This is a genomic window from Ruegeria atlantica (assembly GCF_013033965.1).
In the GTDB taxonomy this organism is placed as follows: domain Bacteria; phylum Pseudomonadota; class Alphaproteobacteria; order Rhodobacterales; family Rhodobacteraceae; genus Ruegeria; species Ruegeria atlantica_D.
Genome location: NZ_WQFE01000010.1, coordinates 62,218 through 79,595, shown reverse-complemented (window position 1 = coordinate 79,595; position 17,378 = coordinate 62,218). Strand labels below are relative to the sequence as shown.

Sequence of the window (17,378 nt, the reverse complement as noted above, 5' to 3'; positions counted from 1 at the left end):
GTGATGAATTTGAGATTCGCAGACACGTGGAGCTGTCGTTCATGGCGAAACCCGAAGAGGCTGGCGCAAGCCCCTCTCTCTATTCCTTGGCGCATCTGACGCTGATCGGTTGTACGCCGCCCGAGCTGGTCTATATCGCCGCGCGGGCCGGTTACGATGCCGTAAGCCCCCGGTTCATTCCGATGCATGTGCCCGGTGAGTTCAGGCAGTCTCCGATCGACAAGACTCAGGTGCAGGCAACCAAAACGGCGCTTGCGACCACTGGCCTAAAGGTTCTGGATATCGAGATTGCGCGTATCACCGAAGATGTCGATCCGCGTAGTTTTGAACGCTCGCTGGAGATCGGCGGAGAACTGGGCGCCAAACGCATGATCATGAGCGCTTGGACCAATACCCGCGATGATCGTGATTTTCTGATCGACGTCTATTCCGAGACCTGCGAGCTGGCGGCGCCCTATGGGCTAACAGTGGACTTGGAGTTCCCAAGCTTCTCCCGCTTGCGCACTTTGGACGAAGCGCTGGATATTGTCCGCGCTTCCGATCAACCGAACGGCGGTATTCTGGTCGACACGCTTTATCTGCACCTCAGCCGCGTGGATTTGGGAGAGTTGCTACACGTCCCCTCGGACCTGTTTCACTTCCTGCATATCTCTGATTGCCTGCCCGGCATCGCCGATACGCGCGAGGGCATGATCCAACTGGCCCGCGATGCGCGGCTATATCCCGGTGAAGGATGGATCGATTTCACCGGCATCATCGAACGGATGCCGCCCGTCGACTACTCCATTGAATTACCCAACCAAAGCCGTGTTGCCGAGTTGGGATATGAAGAACACGCGCGCCGCTGTCTCAGCCACGCCAAACGAACATTCGGCAAGGCGCGGTCACAGCGCCGTATGCCTGATGCAGCCATTCTAAAACACCAAGAGGATCATCATGGGCAAAGAGCTCACTGAAAACGACCGCAATATGGCGGCCGACATGTTGGCACGCGCCCGCGCTGCCATGGCCGAGATCGAGGATTGGGACCAGGACCGGCTGGACCGGCTATCTCAGGCTATCGCGTGGTATGCGGGGAACGAGAAAACCTTCACGCGTCTGGCCCAGCAAGGCGTGGACGAAAGCGGTATCGGAGATCGCGAAGGGCGTCCAGCGAAGAGATTTAAGATTCACATGGTACTGCGTGATGTCCTGCGCACTCCATCGACAGGTATCGTCGAAGTGGATGAGGAAAAAGGGCTTGTTAAATATGCCAAACCTGCCGGTGTGATCGCGTCTCTGATCCCTATGACCAACCCGGCGATGACACCACCGGTGACCGGTGTCTCCGCCGCGAACGCCCGGAATGCGGTCATCTTCAGCCCGCACCCGCGAACCGCCCATACTACCTTTGAAATGGTCGAGGTCATGCGTGCAGCTTGTCGTGCTGCCGGTGCCCCCGAGGATTTGTTTCAATCCATTCGCAAGCCCTCGATCCCATTGACGCAACATCTGATGGAGATTTGTGACCTGACGCTGGCGACGGGTGGCAAGCCGATGGTCAAAGCGGCCTACAGTTCTGGGCGCCCGGCCTATGGCGTCGGCGCGGGCAACTCGTCCATCGTCATCGATGAAACCGCCGATCTGGACATCGCCGCGCGGAACACTCGCATTTCAAAGACCTCCGACTTTGGGTCGGGCTGCTCGGCCGACGGCAACATCATCATCCAGCGCTCAGTTTACGACGATATGGTCAAGGCGCTTCAAGCCGAGGGCGGCTACCTGTGTTCGGATGAAGAGAAGGCCATGCTCGAAGCGGCCATGTGGGACGAAAAGGGAAACCGTACGTTTCCGACCATCGCCTGTCCGCCGCAGCAAACGGCCAAGGTCGCCGGTTTTAGCGTCCCCGAAGATCGCAAGTTTCTGATGGTTGAAAATCAGGGGCAAATCGGCCCGCGGCACAAGTTCTCCAAGGAAAAACTGACCACGTTGATGGCGCTATATCACTTCGACACATTCGATGACGCGCTGGAAACGGTCAGCCAGATCTACAACACCGGGGGCAAGGGCCATTCCTGCGGCATCTACAGCCACAATGACGATCACATCGACCGGTTGGCGCGTCTGGCTCCGGTCAGCCGCATGATGGTTCGACAGCCTCAGTCCAAGGCCAATGCGGGTGCCTGGACCAATGGCATGCCTATGACCAGTAGCCTGGGCTGCGGCATCTGGGGCGGCAACATCACCAACGAAAACGTCACCATGAAACACATGATGAACTACACTTGGGTCAGCCGTCCCATCCCAGAGGATCGCCCCTCGGAGCCGGACTTGTTCGGTGAGTTCTACGGACAGGAGGTCGCGTGATGGACGGAGCGAAACTGGAAGGTAAAACCGTCGCCGAACATATCGTCGACTTTCTCGAGCGTCGCGAGGTCGAACATGTGTTCGGCCTGTGCGGCCACACGAACATCGCGGTACTGGCTGCGCTTGCCGAAAGTCCCATCGATTTCGTTACAGTGCGACACGAACAAATCGCCAGCCACGCAGCGGACGCTTACGCCCGCGTGACGGGCAAGGCCTCGGTGGTGTTGTCCCATCTCTCCCCAGGTTTGACAAATTGTGCCACCGGGGTCGCCAACGCGGCCTTGGACTGTATACCTATGGTCGTGATCGCGGGCGATATTCCTACGCACTACTATGGTAAACACCCGCATCAGGAGGTGAACCTGCACGCAGACGCTGCCCAATGGGAGATTTATCGCCCCTTTGTCAAACGTGCATGGCGCGTAGATCGGGCAGACCTGATGGCCGAGATTCTTGAAAAGGCGTTTCATCTCGCTGAAAGCGGCCAGCCCGGGCCGGTGCTGGTCAATGTCCCCATGGACATCTTTTCAGAGGTGATCCCCTCGGACAGTTTCGACCGTATCCGCGACAACACGCGCGCGCTCAAGAAACCGTCGATTGACGACGAGACAGCGCGAGAGATTGTCGAGGCACTGGCAAAAGCCGAAAACCCAGTCGCTTATGTCGGAGGTGGTATTCTTCTGGCACAGGCCAGCAAGGAGTTGCGAGAATTCGTTGAACATATGGGCCTGCCAGTCGCGCATTCCCTGATGGGTAAAGGCGCGTTGCGGGACGATCATCCGCTTGTGCTGGGAATGACTGGGTTTTGGGGCACCGAATTAGTCAACCAGTCCTGCTTGAGTGCGGACTACATCTTTGCCGTGGGCACTCGGTTCAAAGAGGCTGATTGTTCAAGTTGGTACCCTGGCTACACGTTCAACATTCCCGGATCGAAGGTCATTCATATCGACATTGAGCCGCAGGAGATCGGTCGGAACTATCCCACCGAGATCGGAGTTGTTGCTGACGCCAAGGCCGCATTGCGCGTCCTCAACCGGGTCGCCCGCGAGAAATATCCGGACGGCTTCAAGCGCCCCACGCTGGAGCAGAAGATCGCTGATTTCCGGACGGACTTCAAAGCGCGTAACGTGGACATGGCGACCTCGTCAGCCTTTCCAATGATGCCCGAGCGTATTCTGGCAGATACCCGCAAGGCACTGCCCGAGGATGCCATCATCACCACGGACGTTGGGTGGAACAAGAACGGAGTCGGGCAACAGTTTGATATCCTGACGCCGGGTTCGATCCTGACCCCCGGCGGGTTCGCGACGATGGGTTTTGGCCCTCCGGGTGCGATCGGCGCGAAACTGGCAGCACCTGATCGTGTGGTGATCAGCCTGGTTGGCGATGGTGGATTCGGTCAAAATCCGTCGATGCTGGCAACAGCGGTCGAACTTGATCTGGGCATCATCTGGCTGGTTATGAACAACAATGCCTTCGGAACTATCGCCGGCCTTCAAAAAGCGCATTACGGTCTGACCTACGGCACCACTTTCCCCGGATCAGCCGCCGCACCCGCAAACGGACCGGGCTATGCCGACATAGCGCGAGCCTACGGCGCGGAAGGGCACAGACTCAGCGCTGCCGACGAACTGTTGCCCGCATTGGAAGCGGCAATCGCCAGTGGCAAGCCAACCGTGCTCGATGTGCCAATGATCAACAACCCGACACCAACAACCGGGCATTGGAACATCTTGGACATATACTCGCCGGACAAAGAGGTATCTCACGTCGCGACTTGACGAAACTGGGCGCGTTCAGACGCGCCCAGTTTCTTGTGTCAATGCTCATCCGTGTTCGAGCAAATATCAACAGCTTCGTAGCGGCGCAGTCTTCGTTGTTGTGTGTCTGACTTTTTTGTTGGTAAGTTACTTTCACCGAAGCACGTGAGATAATATCATATTGCGATAAACTGAAGTATGTGCGTTCTTAGCGTTCAAGTTTTCGCTCCCTCAGCGAATGGTAGGTTCGACGGGATGCTTCGCAGTATCACTAACAGGCAGCCAGTGGCAGCTTAGGGCCGCCCATGTAGACGGCCCAGAAAAGTTAGATTTCAATGGCTTCGGCGATGGCTAGGGCATCCTCAAGTTCAACACCAAGATATCTAACCGTACTGTCCATCTTTGTGTGTCCCAACAGAAGCTGAACAGCGCGAAGGTTGCCAGTCTTCTTGTAAATCTGGGTAACTTTCGTGCGGCGCATCGAATGTGTGCCGTATGCACCGGCTTCCAGTCCGATCGACGTGACCCAGTCCCGAACAATCCGTGCATACTAGCGCGTCGATATATGAAGGCGCTCATGAAAACGGCCTGGCCAAAGATACTCTGACCCGACCATCAGTTCCTCTTCCATCCATTTCTCGACGGATGCGCGGGTGCCTTCCGATATCGCGAACCGGACTGGCTTCTGCGTCTTGCTCTGCAGCACTGAGGCGCGTTCCTTGATCTGGCCAGACGCCATAACATCCACAACTTTCATCTTCACAAGGTCGCACCCGCGAAGCTTGCTATCGATCGCCATATTGAACAAAGCTAGATCACGATGGTTCACTGCCAATTCAAGCCGCACGCGGATTGCCCAGACGTGCTTTGGCTTCAGCGGTCGTTTCTGGCCAACGATGCGTCCTTTGTTCCAGGCTGGGCGAAGCGCGCGAATGGCCGGTAAGTTTGGTGTTTCCATGACTGATCCTCCGATCCGCCATGCCCTCCCAAAGCGACAACCCGACGTTGACACGGACGTCATACCACAGGATGCCGCGTCGCCTCCGGTGTCAGCAGTGAGCTCGAAGCGAACCCTACACATATTCGCAGAAAGCAGACATGGCGTATCTGCTGAGCATTCGGCTTCAAGGGCATTGAGAACGGCTATTGTCGTATCTCGAAAACCATGAGCTGAACCCAGGGCGATCCACCATTGCCATGCTACATTACGATCAGGGGAGCTTTGACAAGTATGGGTGCAGCATTCCGCGCTGCCATGAACGCGTAAGGTCCGACCTTCTGCGGTGCCATTTTTGCATCGCAGGGATAGAACATTACAACCGGAATCGGGCCAGCCCCAACTGAATCCGGGACCAAATACTGGCGCATGCCCAATTACGACTTCATAGAAATACCCAAGTGATCGTGCGACCGCGCCTGACGGTTTGGCAACCGCGTCTCTAACAACCCAAAGACTTATGGCTACTTTGACGCCGATGCGAGCGCCGCTCCGATTCCCACAAACGCGCCACCGGTGATTCTGTTGAACCATCGTCCGCTTCGGGCAAGCCAGGGCGCAATGCGTTGCGCAAATCCTGCGAGCAACAGCTCGTAAACAACCTCAACGAGTACGAACGTCCCGCCAAATACGGCGAGCTGAAGCAGGAAAGGCGATCCCGTGACCATGAACTGTGGAAGGAACGCAGCAAAGAACAAGAGGCCCTTTGGGTTTGAAACGGCGACAAGAAATCCTTGCTGGAACATCTTGTAGGTCCCAAGATCATTCGTTCTTGTCAAACTGGTCGCCGCACCAAAATCGGGGGGTGTGGAGCGCCAGACCCGAATACCAAGATAGACGAGATATGCGGCACCGATCCATTTCGCGACGAGAAAAGCCCGCTCCGATGCAGCGAGCAAGGTGCCAAAGCCAGCCAGAGAAATCGCGATCAGAAGGAAGAACCCAAGCGCTCCGCCCAAAACGGTGGAAACAGTAGGGCGGAAGCCGTAGCAGGCCCCATGTGTCAGGGACAACAACCCATTCGGACCAGGGGTAAGGGACAATCCAACCGCAGCAGCCAAATAAACCAGCCATAGTTCGTACGTCATTTCATGCCTCCAAATCCGCCAAAGTGACCTTTTTCTAGCCATTCAACGCGCGCAACCGGTGTCCTCGGCATTTGATTTACCAACACACGCTGGTATGTGCCTGAATTCAATTTTCGTCCTCTCGCTTAAGCAAGCCCCGCAAAAAAATTCCTGCATGGTCTCGCTTGAATTTTTCCACATCCATGGGATCAATTCCGCTGAAGATCAGGCTCCAGATACCTGCAAATATTGCTGGCGCAATAATGGTCCGCGGATCCAAACCTGAAGCCTGTTGGCTGAGCTCGCCACTCTCCACTCCGGCGCTGATCAGGCGGCGCAAGGTCGCGTTACCCTTTGAAAAAATCTCACGATGGTAGAAGGCAACAATTTCTGAGTGATCGTGTCCTTCGGCCACCATGACCTTGAAAATGTAGCGCGCGTCACCCGCCACAAGCTGATCGTATAACCGGTCGATGACTTTCTCAAAGAGTTCCTCATAGGGCCCTTCAAACTCCACGATGGCCTGAGCCGCTTCGTCAAGTGCGCGTTCCATAGTGTCGCGCGCCACTGCCTCAAAGATGTCCATCTTGGAATTGAAGTATAGATACACCGTTGTCCGGGAAATCCCGGCACGACGTGCAATTCCCTGAAAAGTGCTCCCCGCAAGACCCTTTTCACGAAGCTCTTCCAGTGCAGCCTGGCGTATCTCACCGGGTCGGTGCTTTTTGCGACGACGGCGCTTGGTTTTTGCTGTGTGTTCCGAAATCTCAATCACCTCCTATTGCCAACTACAACTTACTGACGTAAGTGTCACTAAAATCTGAACAGCGTGTCTGGTCGGCAGTTTGTGCTAGCTAGAACCTCTGGAATGCCCGGAGTTACAGTCCGCAATGAGCCTCTGCACTACGAAAGGCGCACAATGTACAGGCTCTGATTAGGGGAGTACACAATCAGTGCAGCAGGTCATGGCGAGGTCTTTGGCTTTGTCATCGCTCTAGCTAGGAAACGAATTAAGTCGGCTCTCAACATTCAACGCATGCTTGCGAGTGTATTTCTAGGACTGGGTGGTTGGGCATTGATGTTCCCAGGTACTGTCGAGCAACTTGTTTTTAAACCAAATTACTTCGTGGGCAACGAAACGAGCCGACTATTGTTGGCGTGCTTTGGCGCACAAGCTGTTCTGACAGGCACCATTATGGCCCTTGCGCGGTTTACGCCTACCACCTTCCTGGTATTTGGATTGGTGGGCTCGATCCCGTTCTTCATCTTCAACTATTATTTTGTCTTTGTAGTTGAGATGTTCACCCATTGGATGCTGCTCGACTTTGTTGGGAACGTGTCGATTTTTGCCTTGTGTATGTATGGATACTGGAAGTCGCTACAGGAGATGCGTCGGTCCCACTCACACTGATCAAACCTTATGCTGTCGGGGATTTCGACGAGCCGCTTAGAAGACCAAATACCTATCGAGATGTGCAGAAAGCGTGAGGGCAATCAAGCGCAGCATTACGATGAGCCTGGAAGACTGGTAGTCTGGAGCAGGCGCGCCTAACCGGCCTGAGTACAAATGATCGGAAAAACATGCCCAGATTGCACAGTAAGACAGCCCTTGTGACAGGTGGTGCGCGCGGCATTGGAGCCACAATTGCACGCGCTTTTTGTGACCAGGGAGCGAAGGTCATCCTGACTGACAAAGACGTCGATCTTGGTCGAAAGACAGCCAAAGAAATAGGCGCGGAGTTTGCAAAACTGGACGTGTCTTCCGAGATGGGCTGGGAGGCTATCGAAGCACAATTCCCAGTACTTGATGTGCTTGTGAACAACGCGGGCATCACCGGATTTGAAGGATCCATAGACGGACAACCTCCTGCACATGATCCCGAGAACGCAACACTTTCAGACTGGCGAGCGGTTCACGCGACCAACAGTGACGGGACATTTCTCGGATGCCGCTACGCTATTCGTGCCATGCGCCCAGCGAAAGCCGGATCTATCATCAATATCTCTTCACGCTCTGGCATCATAGGTGTGCCTATGGCGGCAGCATATGCCGCTTCAAAGGCTGCTATCCGAAATCACACGAAATCGGTCGCACTGTATTGTGCAAGTCAGGGTCTTGATATTCGCTGTAACTCAATCCATCCGGCGGCAATTATGACGCCGATGTGGGAGCCACTATTAGGCGAAGGTGCAGACCGCGCAAAACGAGAGGCGGAAATCGTTGCTGATACTCCGATGCGGCGATTTGGAGAAGCGTCAGAGGTGGCTGCACTGGCTGTTATGCTTGCATCCGACGAAGCCACCTACATGACCGGAGCTGAGCTTAACATTGATGGAGGAATCCTTGCAGGGTCTGTGGCCCTTCCTGACGAGTGAAGGCGCGAAGGAGTTAGCGCAACCGAGCGGTCGTCTGGACTTTTATAGCACGGAGGCGCAGGTGGGCTTTGGTATTGCTGCGACGGATAGGCATGCTGCAGTGTCCGGTTCGGATCACCAACAACCGCTGACCAGCGAAGCAGATAAGGACACCTGTGAACCCATGCTGAACTCTAGACCAGGCACAGCAACTGACTTCTGTTCTAGAGATTTGTTTACCGATCAACACGGGCCAAAGCGAGACCGATACCCGACCCAACAAAAAGAACACCAGTTAGCCTGTGACGCCATCGTCCGAGCCTGACTATTGCGGGTCGCGACATCTGCGCAGAAGCGGCCCACACAAGATCACCGAGCATGACTACGGCAAGGAAGATCACAGCGGTAAAAAGCAAGGCAGAAAACCCCGATCCGATAGCCACAAACTGAGGCAGGAATGCCGTGTTGAATATCAATGTCTTCGGATTGATTGTCGCGATTAGCAGGCCCTGCCAGAAGAGTACTGTCAGCGGCTCACCGCTGGCGCTTTGTTTTTCGATGTCCACGACGCCCTTACGCCATGTGGTCACGCCGAGATAGATCAGATAGGCCACTCCGATCCATTTAAGCCAAAGAAAAGCGTAGGCTGCAAATTCGAGGAGTGCAGCCAGACCTAGGACAACGACGACAAGTTGCAAAGCCACGCCAATAGTGGTGCCAAACACTGTCATCGCGCCGAAGCGAAATCCGTAAGCCAGCGTGTTTGCAACAATCAATGCTACGTTCGGCCCAGGAATGGCAACAAGGAGAACGGTAGCTCCAACTAGTGCGAATATCAGACTCGGTTCCATCGAACACTCCTTTTTGAGAACAGCATTAGCAGTCATTGTCCAGGAGCCAGCTTCATCCCGAACAGCCTGAGCCAAAAAAGCCAAGACTTTAAGGTCTGGATTGAGTCGCGAGCAACAAGAGAAGCAGAAAACTGCGAAGGTCTGTAGAGGGTCCAATCCGAAAGAAAGTCAGGCCGCAGTTAATGGCGGCTTTTTCATTGGTAGCATGGGTTTCAGAAAACGCGATCATGGTTGTTGACCTGGGTCAAATCGACCGCAGGCCAGTATTGTATGAATTGCGGGGATCATAGGAGCTCACCACCATGACATGTAACAAGGTCGGCCGATTCGTTTGGCATGATCTCTTCACGGGCGACCGATCACGCTCAATGGACTTCTATCGAGACCTTGCCTCCTGGAGCTTTTTGACAGAGCACGCGATGGATTTTGCCTGGGGCGGCGGTGAGAAGGACTTTGTGCTCGCCTTGGCACAAGAAGAGGTTGGTGCAGGCTTTGCAGAGACACCGCAACACTATGACGACGGATGGATCGCATATGTGGAGGTCGAAGATGTAGATCAATCCGCGTCGGCAGTTGAGAGACTCGGTGGAACCGTTGTGAGACCGCCATTCGAGGTGCCGGGCGTTGGTCGCAACTGTCTTTTGAGGGACCCTTTGGGAGCATTGGTCGGTATCTGCCTGTCCCGACACTCCTATCCGGTGCAGCAGCGGCAATTTGGAGTAGACGGGTATCTATCGAGTTCAGCAGATTTCCCTGGTGAATTTTATTCGGAATTGTTCGGATGGATTCCCGGGCGCGACAGCGAACTGCTACGAAATACTATCATTTCACTACCGTCCGGCTATGAAATTGCCGAGCAGTTGCGTGTGTTGCCTCAGGAACAAGAAGATGCCCACTGGATTCCGAGCATCAAAGTTGAAGATGTCAACGCCGCCTGTCGTGACGTGCGACGATTGGGTGGAAAACTAGTCAAGATCGACACGACTGATCCAGATCGCACACGCCGCCCGGTCTTTTACGATCCGAATGGTGCGCTATTCTTTCTTGTTTGCGCGTCGCTCCGGACACAGAACGATTGTTAAGAGCAAGGGCAGCTTAATGCCCTTGCTTGGTCGGTTCCCTAAAAGGGGAACCGATAATGCGAAGGAGGTGGGTGTACAACCTCCGGCGGAAGGCCGACGTCCTTCCTCAGATGAGCCGGCAACTCGGTTCTTCTGCGCAAAACAGGCCGTTCCACGCTTAATCGCCGGGCGAAGATAGCCGCTAGCCGCAGTAAGAGGCCACGCGATCGGTTGATTGGAATGTAAAGTGATAAGCTTGGCATTGCTCTCTCCATGAAATGATGGAAAGCCGCCACATGAGTAAAACACAAAAAAGGCCGCTCACGAGGCGGCCTTCAGATTGGAAACCTGTCAGACCGCTTTAACGGGCTACTGCGCCTACCGCGCGAAGCATTGAAGTCTGACAATTCAGCATATCTGATCTCTCCTGTATCAGGGTTTCCGGTTCGTCTAGTTACCAGACGAGTGATCTCAATTCAACAACCCACACATGCATTGGTCGAATTCAGCCGGATATGCGGGCAGCAAGCGCAGCATTTTGCGGCCTCAGTAAATGTTCGTTCAGGGCCGTGAGTAAAGGTCAGTTCATATCCGGAGTCTGTCCGTTTCACCAATTCGCAGAACTGGCCGATTAGCTCCACAGCAATTGCGTAAACAGTTCATTGTCCGCAAAAGATTGCAACAGAACCTTGCGGCATCTATGGCCCCCATAGCAACTGTGGAAACCAGTCCCAGCACCGTGGGGATCGCCAGTTTCAGGATTTCGCGCATCTCAGAGCGCACCCTACCTTCGTCACAAACGTGCCCTGGGCGGCCGGAGTGAATCCTTGCCGTCATTGTCAATCTTTCTTGTCTGTTTGATGAGGGAAACATCTGAGCCGGTGCCTCCCTAGGGTTTAATTGCGTCTGTTCACGTCAGCGCTGCACATTGCCAAAATCCAGAACGGCAATGGCGTCGACCTCGAAGAGCATTCCATCGAGGGCCAGCCTTGGCACGGGCACAAGCGCCTGCGTTGGCAAGTGAGTGCCGAAGACGGCCTTGAGTTGACGCGTTAGAACGGCCAGTTTCGCCTGATCGTGATCAACGACATACGTGGTGAGCTTCACCACTTGGTTGGCGCGCGCGCCTGCAGCTTCGAGCGCAATAGCGAGGTTCCGGTAGGCTTGCGCGACCTGCGACTCGAAATCTGGCGCGAGGTCGCCTTGCGAGTTCTCCCCGCCTTGTCCGGCGATCATGACGAGATCGTCCGCAACCATCGCATGACTGTATCCATTTGGCGCTGGATCGTAGAGGGCAGGCGGATTGACGGATCTTATTCCTTCGGCCAAGCCGGGGTTGGCAGTAAAGGTGAGCATAACGGTGGCTCCAATGGTGTGGATGATGTTCTTCATGGTTTGAGCCCCGGGTGCGGGTGTCAGTTGATGTGAACCGCGTCGAGATGGGTAAGCTTGTCGGGGTTTCGGACGATATAGATGTCCTGGACCTTTCCGTTGTGGTCGAAGGCAAAGGAGAGGGCCGCCGTGGTCGTTTCCTCGAATTTGATCAAGGCGCCATGCATACCATTCAGGTTTACCAGCACCCATTCGTGATCCGCCCAATACCGGCGCAGTTTGGAAGAAACGAAACTGCAGAGCGGTATGGCACCTTCGATCGCTTCAAGAATTGCGGGAACCTTGCCGCCGCCATCCGCACTCAGGCGAGCATCGGCCGCCAACATACGAGACAGTTCGTCGATCTGCCCATTAGTCACTGCCGTTTTGAATGCTGACAGGAACGCCATTTGCCGATCCGGAGAGGCGTTGTGACGCACAACCGAACGCCCCACATTGCCACGCGCTCGGGACACCAGCTTGCGGCTGCTGGCTTCAGAGGTATCGAGTGTTTCCGCAACGGCAGCATGAGACAGCTCGAAAACATCGTGCAGCAGGAATGCTGCACGCTCCTTCGGCGTCAGCCGCTCGAGCATCATCAGAAACGCCATCGAAAGGCTGGATGTCAGCTCGACGTCCTTCTCGGCGTCACTATCGACGGAAATCTGTACCGGTTCCGGTAACCAGGCTCCCACGTAGTCCATGCGCGCCCGGTCGCCCGAGCGCCGCATGTCGAGGCAGCGACGCGTGCAAACGGTGACAAGCCAGCCGCTTGGATTCTCAATCGTTGAGCGATCTGTGTCCGCCCATTTGAGAAAAGTGTCCTGCACCGCATCTTCAGCATCGCTCAGTGAGCCGAGAACCCTGTAGGCGAGGCCGGATAATCTCGGTCGCATACTTTGGAAAGCATTGAGTTCTGACGGTGTGAGTTCAGTGCTTCGATACATTGATCCGGTTCCACAGATTGATCATTGCAACTTCGGCGGTAAGAGCGCCGATCTCTTCATCAGAGAAATGCCCACTCAACCGAGCGCGAATGGCTCCAAGATCAGATTTCAAGTGCAAACTGGTCAGAGCTTCGGTCCATTCGAGTGCGGCTTTCTCCGCATCGGTGAAGTCGTTCACCTGATCCCAGGCGATCACCCGGTCGAGGCGTTCGCTGGTCTCCCCGTTCTGCCGCGCCTCTTTCGTGTGCATCTTGATGCAAAAACCGCAGCGATTGATTTGAGAGGCACGAAGCTGAACCAGATGGCGGATCTTCAGATCAAGCCCATGGGTGTCGAGCACTTGGTGCACGCCCGCCATCGTCTGGAGGACGTCGGGGATCGTTTGTTCGTATTTGGCTGCTGTTGAAGCGCTCATCGTCACTTTCCTTAGTTTGTTTATCTTATGCCCTAGTGACGATTGTCGGATGGGTTTTGTGACATGCCGGCCCGCAAATCCAATTAAGATATTGTTTTATTGTTTTTATTTGTCTGAAATTCCGCGTGGTGATTGAGTGTTTGGCTTACCATCAATGCACCGACCCGGATCATGCGCTTTCCTATTTGGGCGTCGGGCATGCGCATGCAGCGGGTCGCAATCCCGTTCCCCGCTACCTTAGTGGAGTGCCATGTAACAAACGAAAGGCATGGCAATGAAACTCAACAACAAGACGATCATTATCACCGGAGCGAGCAGCGGGATCGGTGCGACAGCGGCATTTTTGTTCGCGAGCAGCGGGGCAAACGTCGTTCTGGGCGCGCGCCGCGAAAAACAACTGGAGCAAATCGTGGGACAGATCACGCAAAGTAACGGTAACGCCATTTCGCTTGCAGGTGATGTGGCCGATGAGGCTTACGCTCGCGCGCTTGTCGAACTGGCCGAGAAGCGCTTTGGTGGGCTCGATGGCGCTTTTAACAATGCAGGCACAACGGGCGACATGAGTTCATTGCCAGACATGGATAGTGACAACTGGCACAAGGTTGTTTCCGTCAACCTGAACAGCGGCTTTTATGCAGCGAAATTTCAGATTCCGGCATTGCGCAAACGAGGTGGTGGTTCGATCGTGTTTACCTCATCCTTTGTCGGACACACGGTTGGTCTCCCGGGAATGGGAGCCTACGCTGCGGCAAAGGCGGGCTTGATCGGTATGACACAGGTCCTGGCTGCTGAACATGGATCAGAGAACATCCGGGTGAATGCACTTTTGCCCGGTGGAACAATGACCCCGATGGCAGGCGAAGACGCCAAGTTCCATGAGGTTGTCAGAGGTCTTCATGCGCTCAAACGCATGGCTGAGCCCACCGAAATTGCTAACGCAGCACAATTCCTTCTATCGGAAGACGCTTCGTTTGTAACCGGAAGTGCGATGCTTGCAGATGGGGGTAACTCCATTAACAAGTTCTAATGACATATAGAGCAGACATTGGTACAGGTTGGATCAATGTCTGTTCAGTCCGCTTACAAGACACTGTCTTTTGCACCGAATTCAGGATCTGCTTGGGCGGCTGCACGATCAGAAGATACTCTACCGACCTAAGTCGGGAGTGTATGTCGGTGGTTGACTAGTGGACCAAACAGATCTGACGGGCTAACGCGAGCTGGGCATCCAAAGGGTACGGAACACGCCCGCACAGATGGGCATCGACCTGACAACATTCGCTGTGAGCCCCTACCTGCCGTCGATTAGGCTTCCGTTCTTTGCATACGCGACCCGTCGCGACCCCCGCAAACCAGACATTCCCAAGCGCTTTACAGTTGGCAGGGGTGCGGACAAAGCCGACTTTCTCAGTAACTGGGCTAAGTTCTGCTTAGCATGCAAGCGTTTCAATGTTAGACGAACGCGAATATTAATTGATGCGCGCCACCCTTTTCTTACGCCAAACTGTTTCGAAGTCTCTCCGCAAATAGCTCCGTAAACTGTTTTGTCGCTGCCGATCGAAACTGAGTGGGAGGGTAAACGGCAAAGATTCCTCCAGTTGGAAGCGCCCAGTTCGGAACAAGCCGTATCAATGTGCCGTTTTCAATTTCCCTCATGGCGAAAAAATCTGGCAGAATGGAGATCCCAGCCCCTTCGATTACCATTGCCTTGATCGCGGGTGTTACGTCTGCTCGCAGCGCGGGGTTCATTTGAACGTCAGAAATTTCACCGGTAGCTTTTTTAAATTGCCAGTTCAGCGGGTTCGGCAGGGCTCCGTGTTCGACGAACGGAAATGCTGCTAATTCTTCTGGATGTTCTGGTTGCCGAAATTGCTCGACCAGTTTTGGCGACGCCACAACGATTTGTTGAAATCCGGCCAACTTGCGCGCAACGTTGGCGGAATCGGCAAGCCAGCCGACCCGATATGCAATGTCAAATCGTGCCTCAACCGGATCGAACCGCGTATCGCTTAGCTTGAGATCAATCGTTACAGCCGGATACGCGATGCGAAACTCGGCCACGACCGGCGAAACGTATGTAACGCCCATATCGAGAGGGGCAGTGATGCGCAGGTTTCCGGTCGGCTCTGTGCGCCCTTGTCTTACCGCTTCAAAGGCTTCTTCGGCCTGTGCCACTGATGCACGTGCGGCTTCATAGAAGGACTGTCCGACTTCTGTAAGATTCAGGTGGCGCGAGTTACGTACAACAAGAGTCGCACCAAGCTCTTCCTCCAGTAGCTGAAGCTGCTTGCTGACAACAGCCTTGCTAATACGCATTCGCTCGGCGGCTGCGGTGATCGTTCCTTCTTCAACGATGGCGACAAAGTACTCTAGGCGGTTCAGATTTGATTTCTTCATATTTGTCATCTTTTAGCTGACATTGCATCTATAATACTTGCCTTTGGTTTACAATGAGAGCGCATTATTTGTGGTTCACCGGAACGGAGACTACAATGACGCGCTTCACCTACATTTATGACACCTATTGCGGCTGGTGCTATGGTGCCGCCCCAGTGATTGATGCGCTGATTGAGAGTGGTACTGATGTTACCGTTATGCATCGCCATTTGTTCCAGGGCGCAAATGCATACCGAATGGGCGATGGCTTCGCGCGAATGGCTTTGCAATATGACCGACGCATTGAGCAGCTGACCGGGCAAACGTTCAGTGACGCTTATGTTCAAGACATTCTGGGAAACCCAGATGAAGTGCTGGATTCCAGCCTGACCGCATACGCCGCAGCTTTCGTTCATGATCAGGGCGCCAGGGCAGAGATGAAGCTGGCACATGTTTTGCAACGGGCACGTTATATCGACGGCGTTTCTGCGGGTAACAGCGAAGCGGTCCGTAATGCACTGATTGAGTTCGGTATGAACCATCCGTTGGACGAAGGCAGAAACCACGCCCTGCAGATCAGTGCGGAAGCAGCAAATATGCAAACACAATTCGGGACGCCGGGTGTTCCAACCCTGTTGATGCAAACCAATGGCGGAACAACCCAAGTCGATATCTCAGCTTATTACACCCTTCCCGAAGAGATCGCGGCACTGGCCGCATAAATGCAAGGAGCATCCCTATGAAGACGATCCTCACCTCCACGGCAGCCGTGCTTTTCTCAACCACAGCCTTTGCGGCTGATCTCACCATCACTTCCTTTAGCCCGAATGAAGGTAGCCTGTTCCCGGTCTCATCGAACCTGATCGAAGGCCCAAACGAGGTGATCCTGGTGGACGCCCAGTTTGAAAAGGACGATGCCCAGCAACTGGTTGATATGATCAAGGCAACAGGAAAAACCCTGACGACCGTCTTTATCAGCCACAAGGATCCTGACTTCTATTTCGGGCTGGATACGATCCGTGCTGCCTACCCGGATGCAAAAATTGTCGCGACACCAGAGACCGTCAAAGGCATCGAGAAAACTATCCAGCTTAAATATGATTTCTGGGGTCCGATCCTGGAAGGGAATGCCCCAACAGAACTGATTGTTCCTGAAGTTCTGGAAGGCGATAGCCTGACGGTCGATGGTGAAACCGTTCAGGTGATCGGCCTCGATGGACACGATCCGGTTCACACCTTTCTGTGGATACCTTCGGAAGAAACCGTGCTGGGCGGTGTTGTCCTTTATGAAAACGTGCATGTCTGGATGGCCGACAACCAAACTCTGGAAAGCCGCGACAGCTGGCGTGCCACATTGGACCAGATTCTGGAATTGAATCCCGAGCGGATTGTTCCGGGCCACGTCATTGGCGACAGTGCAGAGGACGCAAGCATCGTTGAATTTACTAAAGAATACGTCGCCGCCTTCGAGGCCGCCGCGGACAAGGCAGAAGGTTCAGCAGAATTGATTGCCGCGATGCAGGCAGCCTATCCCAACTTTGAGAACGTGAGCGACCTGGAGCTAAGCGCCCAGGTTATCGAGGGCGAGCGTTCCTGGCCTTAAGCGTAACCCGGCATCAGAAGCCGTCCAATTCGGTTTCCGTATTTCAAATTGGGCGCTGGCCCATCAAATCCGGCGCTCAATCACCAACAGTGCAAAACTCAGTTTGCCGTGAACCACACTGCATTCGCCGCGAGGAAGAGAAGCAATTTCATGTCTTGCAAGTTCGCGAATACCAAGATCACGCAATGCAGCACCATTGGTGCTGTCCTGTTTGCATTCGTTTCGGCGA

General features: G+C 54.5%; 16 protein-coding genes and 1 pseudogene. 9 read left to right on the top strand and 8 right to left on the bottom strand.

Annotated features, from left to right (window positions below):
* Positions 1 to 41 precede the first annotated feature (41 nt).
* Genes GOW16_RS16910 through GOW16_RS16900 form a run of 3 tightly spaced genes read left to right on the top strand, consistent with a single transcriptional unit; the run spans position 42 to position 4,127 of the window.
* Positions 42 to 956 carry a sugar phosphate isomerase/epimerase family protein gene (locus GOW16_RS16910; protein ID WP_170417150.1) on the top strand — a complete coding sequence of 305 codons (915 nt, stop codon included), beginning with the start codon at positions 42 to 44 and terminating at the stop codon, positions 954 to 956.
* Positions 937 to 2,346, top strand: coding sequence for an aldehyde dehydrogenase family protein (locus tag GOW16_RS16905; RefSeq protein WP_170417148.1), 1,410 nt, complete (start codon positions 937 to 939; stop codon positions 2,344 to 2,346). The genes GOW16_RS16910 and GOW16_RS16905 overlap by 20 nt, the downstream gene beginning before the upstream one ends.
* The gene (locus GOW16_RS16900; protein WP_170417146.1) at positions 2,346 to 4,127 is read left to right on the top strand and encodes a thiamine pyrophosphate-binding protein; all 1,782 of its coding nucleotides are present in this window, start codon (positions 2,346 to 2,348) and stop codon (positions 4,125 to 4,127) included. Before GOW16_RS16905 ends, GOW16_RS16900 begins: the two co-directional genes overlap by 1 nt.
* A 304-nt stretch (positions 4,128 to 4,431) precedes the next feature.
* Here GOW16_RS16900 and GOW16_RS16895 read toward each other — a convergent pair.
* From GOW16_RS16895 to GOW16_RS16885, 3 genes and pseudogenes are all read right to left on the bottom strand, one after another.
* A pseudogene (locus GOW16_RS16895) lies at positions 4,432 to 5,064 on the bottom strand (tyrosine-type recombinase/integrase).
* A gap of 503 nt (positions 5,065 to 5,567) precedes the next feature.
* On the bottom strand, positions 5,568 to 6,191 hold the full coding sequence (locus GOW16_RS16890; protein WP_170417144.1) for a LysE family translocator: 624 nt from the start codon (positions 6,189 to 6,191) through the stop codon (positions 5,568 to 5,570).
* A 106-nt stretch (positions 6,192 to 6,297) separates the two neighbouring features.
* A complete protein-coding gene (locus GOW16_RS16885) occupies positions 6,298 to 6,945 on the bottom strand; it encodes a TetR/AcrR family transcriptional regulator (RefSeq protein WP_170417142.1) in 648 nt (215 codons plus the stop codon).
* A gap of 303 nt (positions 6,946 to 7,248) precedes the next feature.
* Here GOW16_RS16885 and GOW16_RS16880 point away from each other — a divergent pair, with 303 nt between their 5' ends.
* Complete coding sequence (locus GOW16_RS16880; RefSeq protein ID WP_254429823.1) at positions 7,249 to 7,581, top strand: hypothetical protein; 333 nt, start codon at positions 7,249 to 7,251, stop codon at positions 7,579 to 7,581.
* Positions 7,582 to 7,751: 170 nt separating this feature from the next.
* The gene (locus GOW16_RS16875; protein ID WP_170417140.1) at positions 7,752 to 8,546 is read left to right on the top strand and encodes an SDR family oxidoreductase; all 795 of its coding nucleotides are present in this window, start codon (positions 7,752 to 7,754) and stop codon (positions 8,544 to 8,546) included.
* A 215-nt stretch (positions 8,547 to 8,761) separates the two neighbouring features.
* On the opposite strand, the gene GOW16_RS16870 is transcribed toward GOW16_RS16875, so the two are convergent.
* The gene (locus GOW16_RS16870; RefSeq protein ID WP_170417138.1) at positions 8,762 to 9,376 is read right to left on the bottom strand and encodes a LysE family translocator; all 615 of its coding nucleotides are present in this window, start codon (positions 9,374 to 9,376) and stop codon (positions 8,762 to 8,764) included.
* A gap of 302 nt (positions 9,377 to 9,678) precedes the next feature.
* On the opposite strand from GOW16_RS16870, the gene GOW16_RS16865 reads away from it, so the two are divergent.
* Complete coding sequence (locus GOW16_RS16865; protein WP_174864301.1) at positions 9,679 to 10,458, top strand: VOC family protein; 780 nt, start codon at positions 9,679 to 9,681, stop codon at positions 10,456 to 10,458.
* A gap of 894 nt (positions 10,459 to 11,352) precedes the next feature.
* Here GOW16_RS16865 and GOW16_RS16860 read toward each other — a convergent pair.
* Genes GOW16_RS16860 through GOW16_RS16850 form a run of 3 tightly spaced genes read right to left on the bottom strand, consistent with a single transcriptional unit; the run spans position 11,353 to position 13,170 of the window.
* Entirely contained in the window at positions 11,353 to 11,829 is a 477-nt protein-coding gene (locus tag GOW16_RS16860) for a RidA family protein (RefSeq protein WP_170417134.1), read from the bottom strand.
* A gap of 23 nt (positions 11,830 to 11,852) precedes the next feature.
* The gene (sigJ, locus tag GOW16_RS16855) at positions 11,853 to 12,755 is read right to left on the bottom strand and encodes an RNA polymerase sigma factor SigJ (protein WP_170417132.1); all 903 of its coding nucleotides are present in this window, start codon (positions 12,753 to 12,755) and stop codon (positions 11,853 to 11,855) included.
* On the bottom strand, positions 12,739 to 13,170 hold the full coding sequence (locus GOW16_RS16850) for a carboxymuconolactone decarboxylase family protein (protein ID WP_170417130.1): 432 nt from the start codon (positions 13,168 to 13,170) through the stop codon (positions 12,739 to 12,741). Before GOW16_RS16850 ends, sigJ begins: the two co-directional genes overlap by 17 nt.
* A gap of 274 nt (positions 13,171 to 13,444) precedes the next feature.
* Between GOW16_RS16850 and GOW16_RS16845 the strand changes: the two genes are divergently transcribed.
* Complete coding sequence (locus tag GOW16_RS16845; protein ID WP_170417128.1) at positions 13,445 to 14,197, top strand: SDR family oxidoreductase; 753 nt, start codon at positions 13,445 to 13,447, stop codon at positions 14,195 to 14,197.
* A gap of 467 nt (positions 14,198 to 14,664) precedes the next feature.
* On the opposite strand, the gene GOW16_RS16840 is transcribed toward GOW16_RS16845, so the two are convergent.
* The gene (locus GOW16_RS16840; protein WP_170417125.1) at positions 14,665 to 15,567 is read right to left on the bottom strand and encodes a LysR family transcriptional regulator; all 903 of its coding nucleotides are present in this window, start codon (positions 15,565 to 15,567) and stop codon (positions 14,665 to 14,667) included.
* Between the two features lie 95 nt (positions 15,568 to 15,662).
* On the opposite strand from GOW16_RS16840, the gene GOW16_RS16835 reads away from it, so the two are divergent.
* Positions 15,663 to 16,268: a DsbA family protein gene (locus GOW16_RS16835; RefSeq protein WP_170417123.1), complete on the top strand. Its 606-nt coding sequence runs from the start codon at positions 15,663 to 15,665 to the stop codon at positions 16,266 to 16,268.
* A gap of 17 nt (positions 16,269 to 16,285) precedes the next feature.
* Positions 16,286 to 17,149, top strand: a complete 864-nt coding sequence (locus tag GOW16_RS16830; protein WP_170417121.1) for an MBL fold metallo-hydrolase — start codon at positions 16,286 to 16,288, stop codon at positions 17,147 to 17,149.
* The last annotated feature ends 229 nt before the right edge of the window (positions 17,150 to 17,378 follow it).

What these genes read in the sequence shown, in the direction of transcription:
- sigJ (WP_170417132.1), bottom strand. Translation starts at nt 12,755, where the DNA reads ATGTATCGAAGCACTGAACTCACACCGTCAGAACTCAATGCTTTCCAA.
- GOW16_RS16890 (WP_170417144.1), bottom strand. Translation starts at nt 6,191, where the DNA reads ATGACGTACGAACTATGGCTGGTTTATTTGGCTGCTGCGGTTGGATTG.
- GOW16_RS16835 (WP_170417123.1), top strand. Translation starts at nt 15,663, where the DNA reads ATGACGCGCTTCACCTACATTTATGACACCTATTGCGGCTGGTGCTAT.
- GOW16_RS16870 (WP_170417138.1), bottom strand. Translation starts at nt 9,376, where the DNA reads ATGGAACCGAGTCTGATATTCGCACTAGTTGGAGCTACCGTTCTCCTT.
- GOW16_RS16910 (WP_170417150.1), top strand. Translation starts at nt 42, where the DNA reads ATGGCGAAACCCGAAGAGGCTGGCGCAAGCCCCTCTCTCTATTCCTTG.
- GOW16_RS16875 (WP_170417140.1), top strand. Translation starts at nt 7,752, where the DNA reads ATGCCCAGATTGCACAGTAAGACAGCCCTTGTGACAGGTGGTGCGCGC.
- GOW16_RS16905 (WP_170417148.1), top strand. Translation starts at nt 937, where the DNA reads ATGGGCAAAGAGCTCACTGAAAACGACCGCAATATGGCGGCCGACATG.
- GOW16_RS16865 (WP_174864301.1), top strand. Translation starts at nt 9,679, where the DNA reads ATGACATGTAACAAGGTCGGCCGATTCGTTTGGCATGATCTCTTCACG.
- GOW16_RS16830 (WP_170417121.1), top strand. Translation starts at nt 16,286, where the DNA reads ATGAAGACGATCCTCACCTCCACGGCAGCCGTGCTTTTCTCAACCACA.
- GOW16_RS16900 (WP_170417146.1), top strand. Translation starts at nt 2,346, where the DNA reads ATGGACGGAGCGAAACTGGAAGGTAAAACCGTCGCCGAACATATCGTC.
- GOW16_RS16850 (WP_170417130.1), bottom strand. Translation starts at nt 13,170, where the DNA reads ATGAGCGCTTCAACAGCAGCCAAATACGAACAAACGATCCCCGACGTC.
- GOW16_RS16840 (WP_170417125.1), bottom strand. Translation starts at nt 15,567, where the DNA reads ATGAAGAAATCAAATCTGAACCGCCTAGAGTACTTTGTCGCCATCGTT.
- GOW16_RS16845 (WP_170417128.1), top strand. Translation starts at nt 13,445, where the DNA reads ATGAAACTCAACAACAAGACGATCATTATCACCGGAGCGAGCAGCGGG.
- GOW16_RS16880 (WP_254429823.1), top strand. Translation starts at nt 7,249, where the DNA reads ATGTTCCCAGGTACTGTCGAGCAACTTGTTTTTAAACCAAATTACTTC.
- GOW16_RS16860 (WP_170417134.1), bottom strand. Translation starts at nt 11,829, where the DNA reads ATGAAGAACATCATCCACACCATTGGAGCCACCGTTATGCTCACCTTT.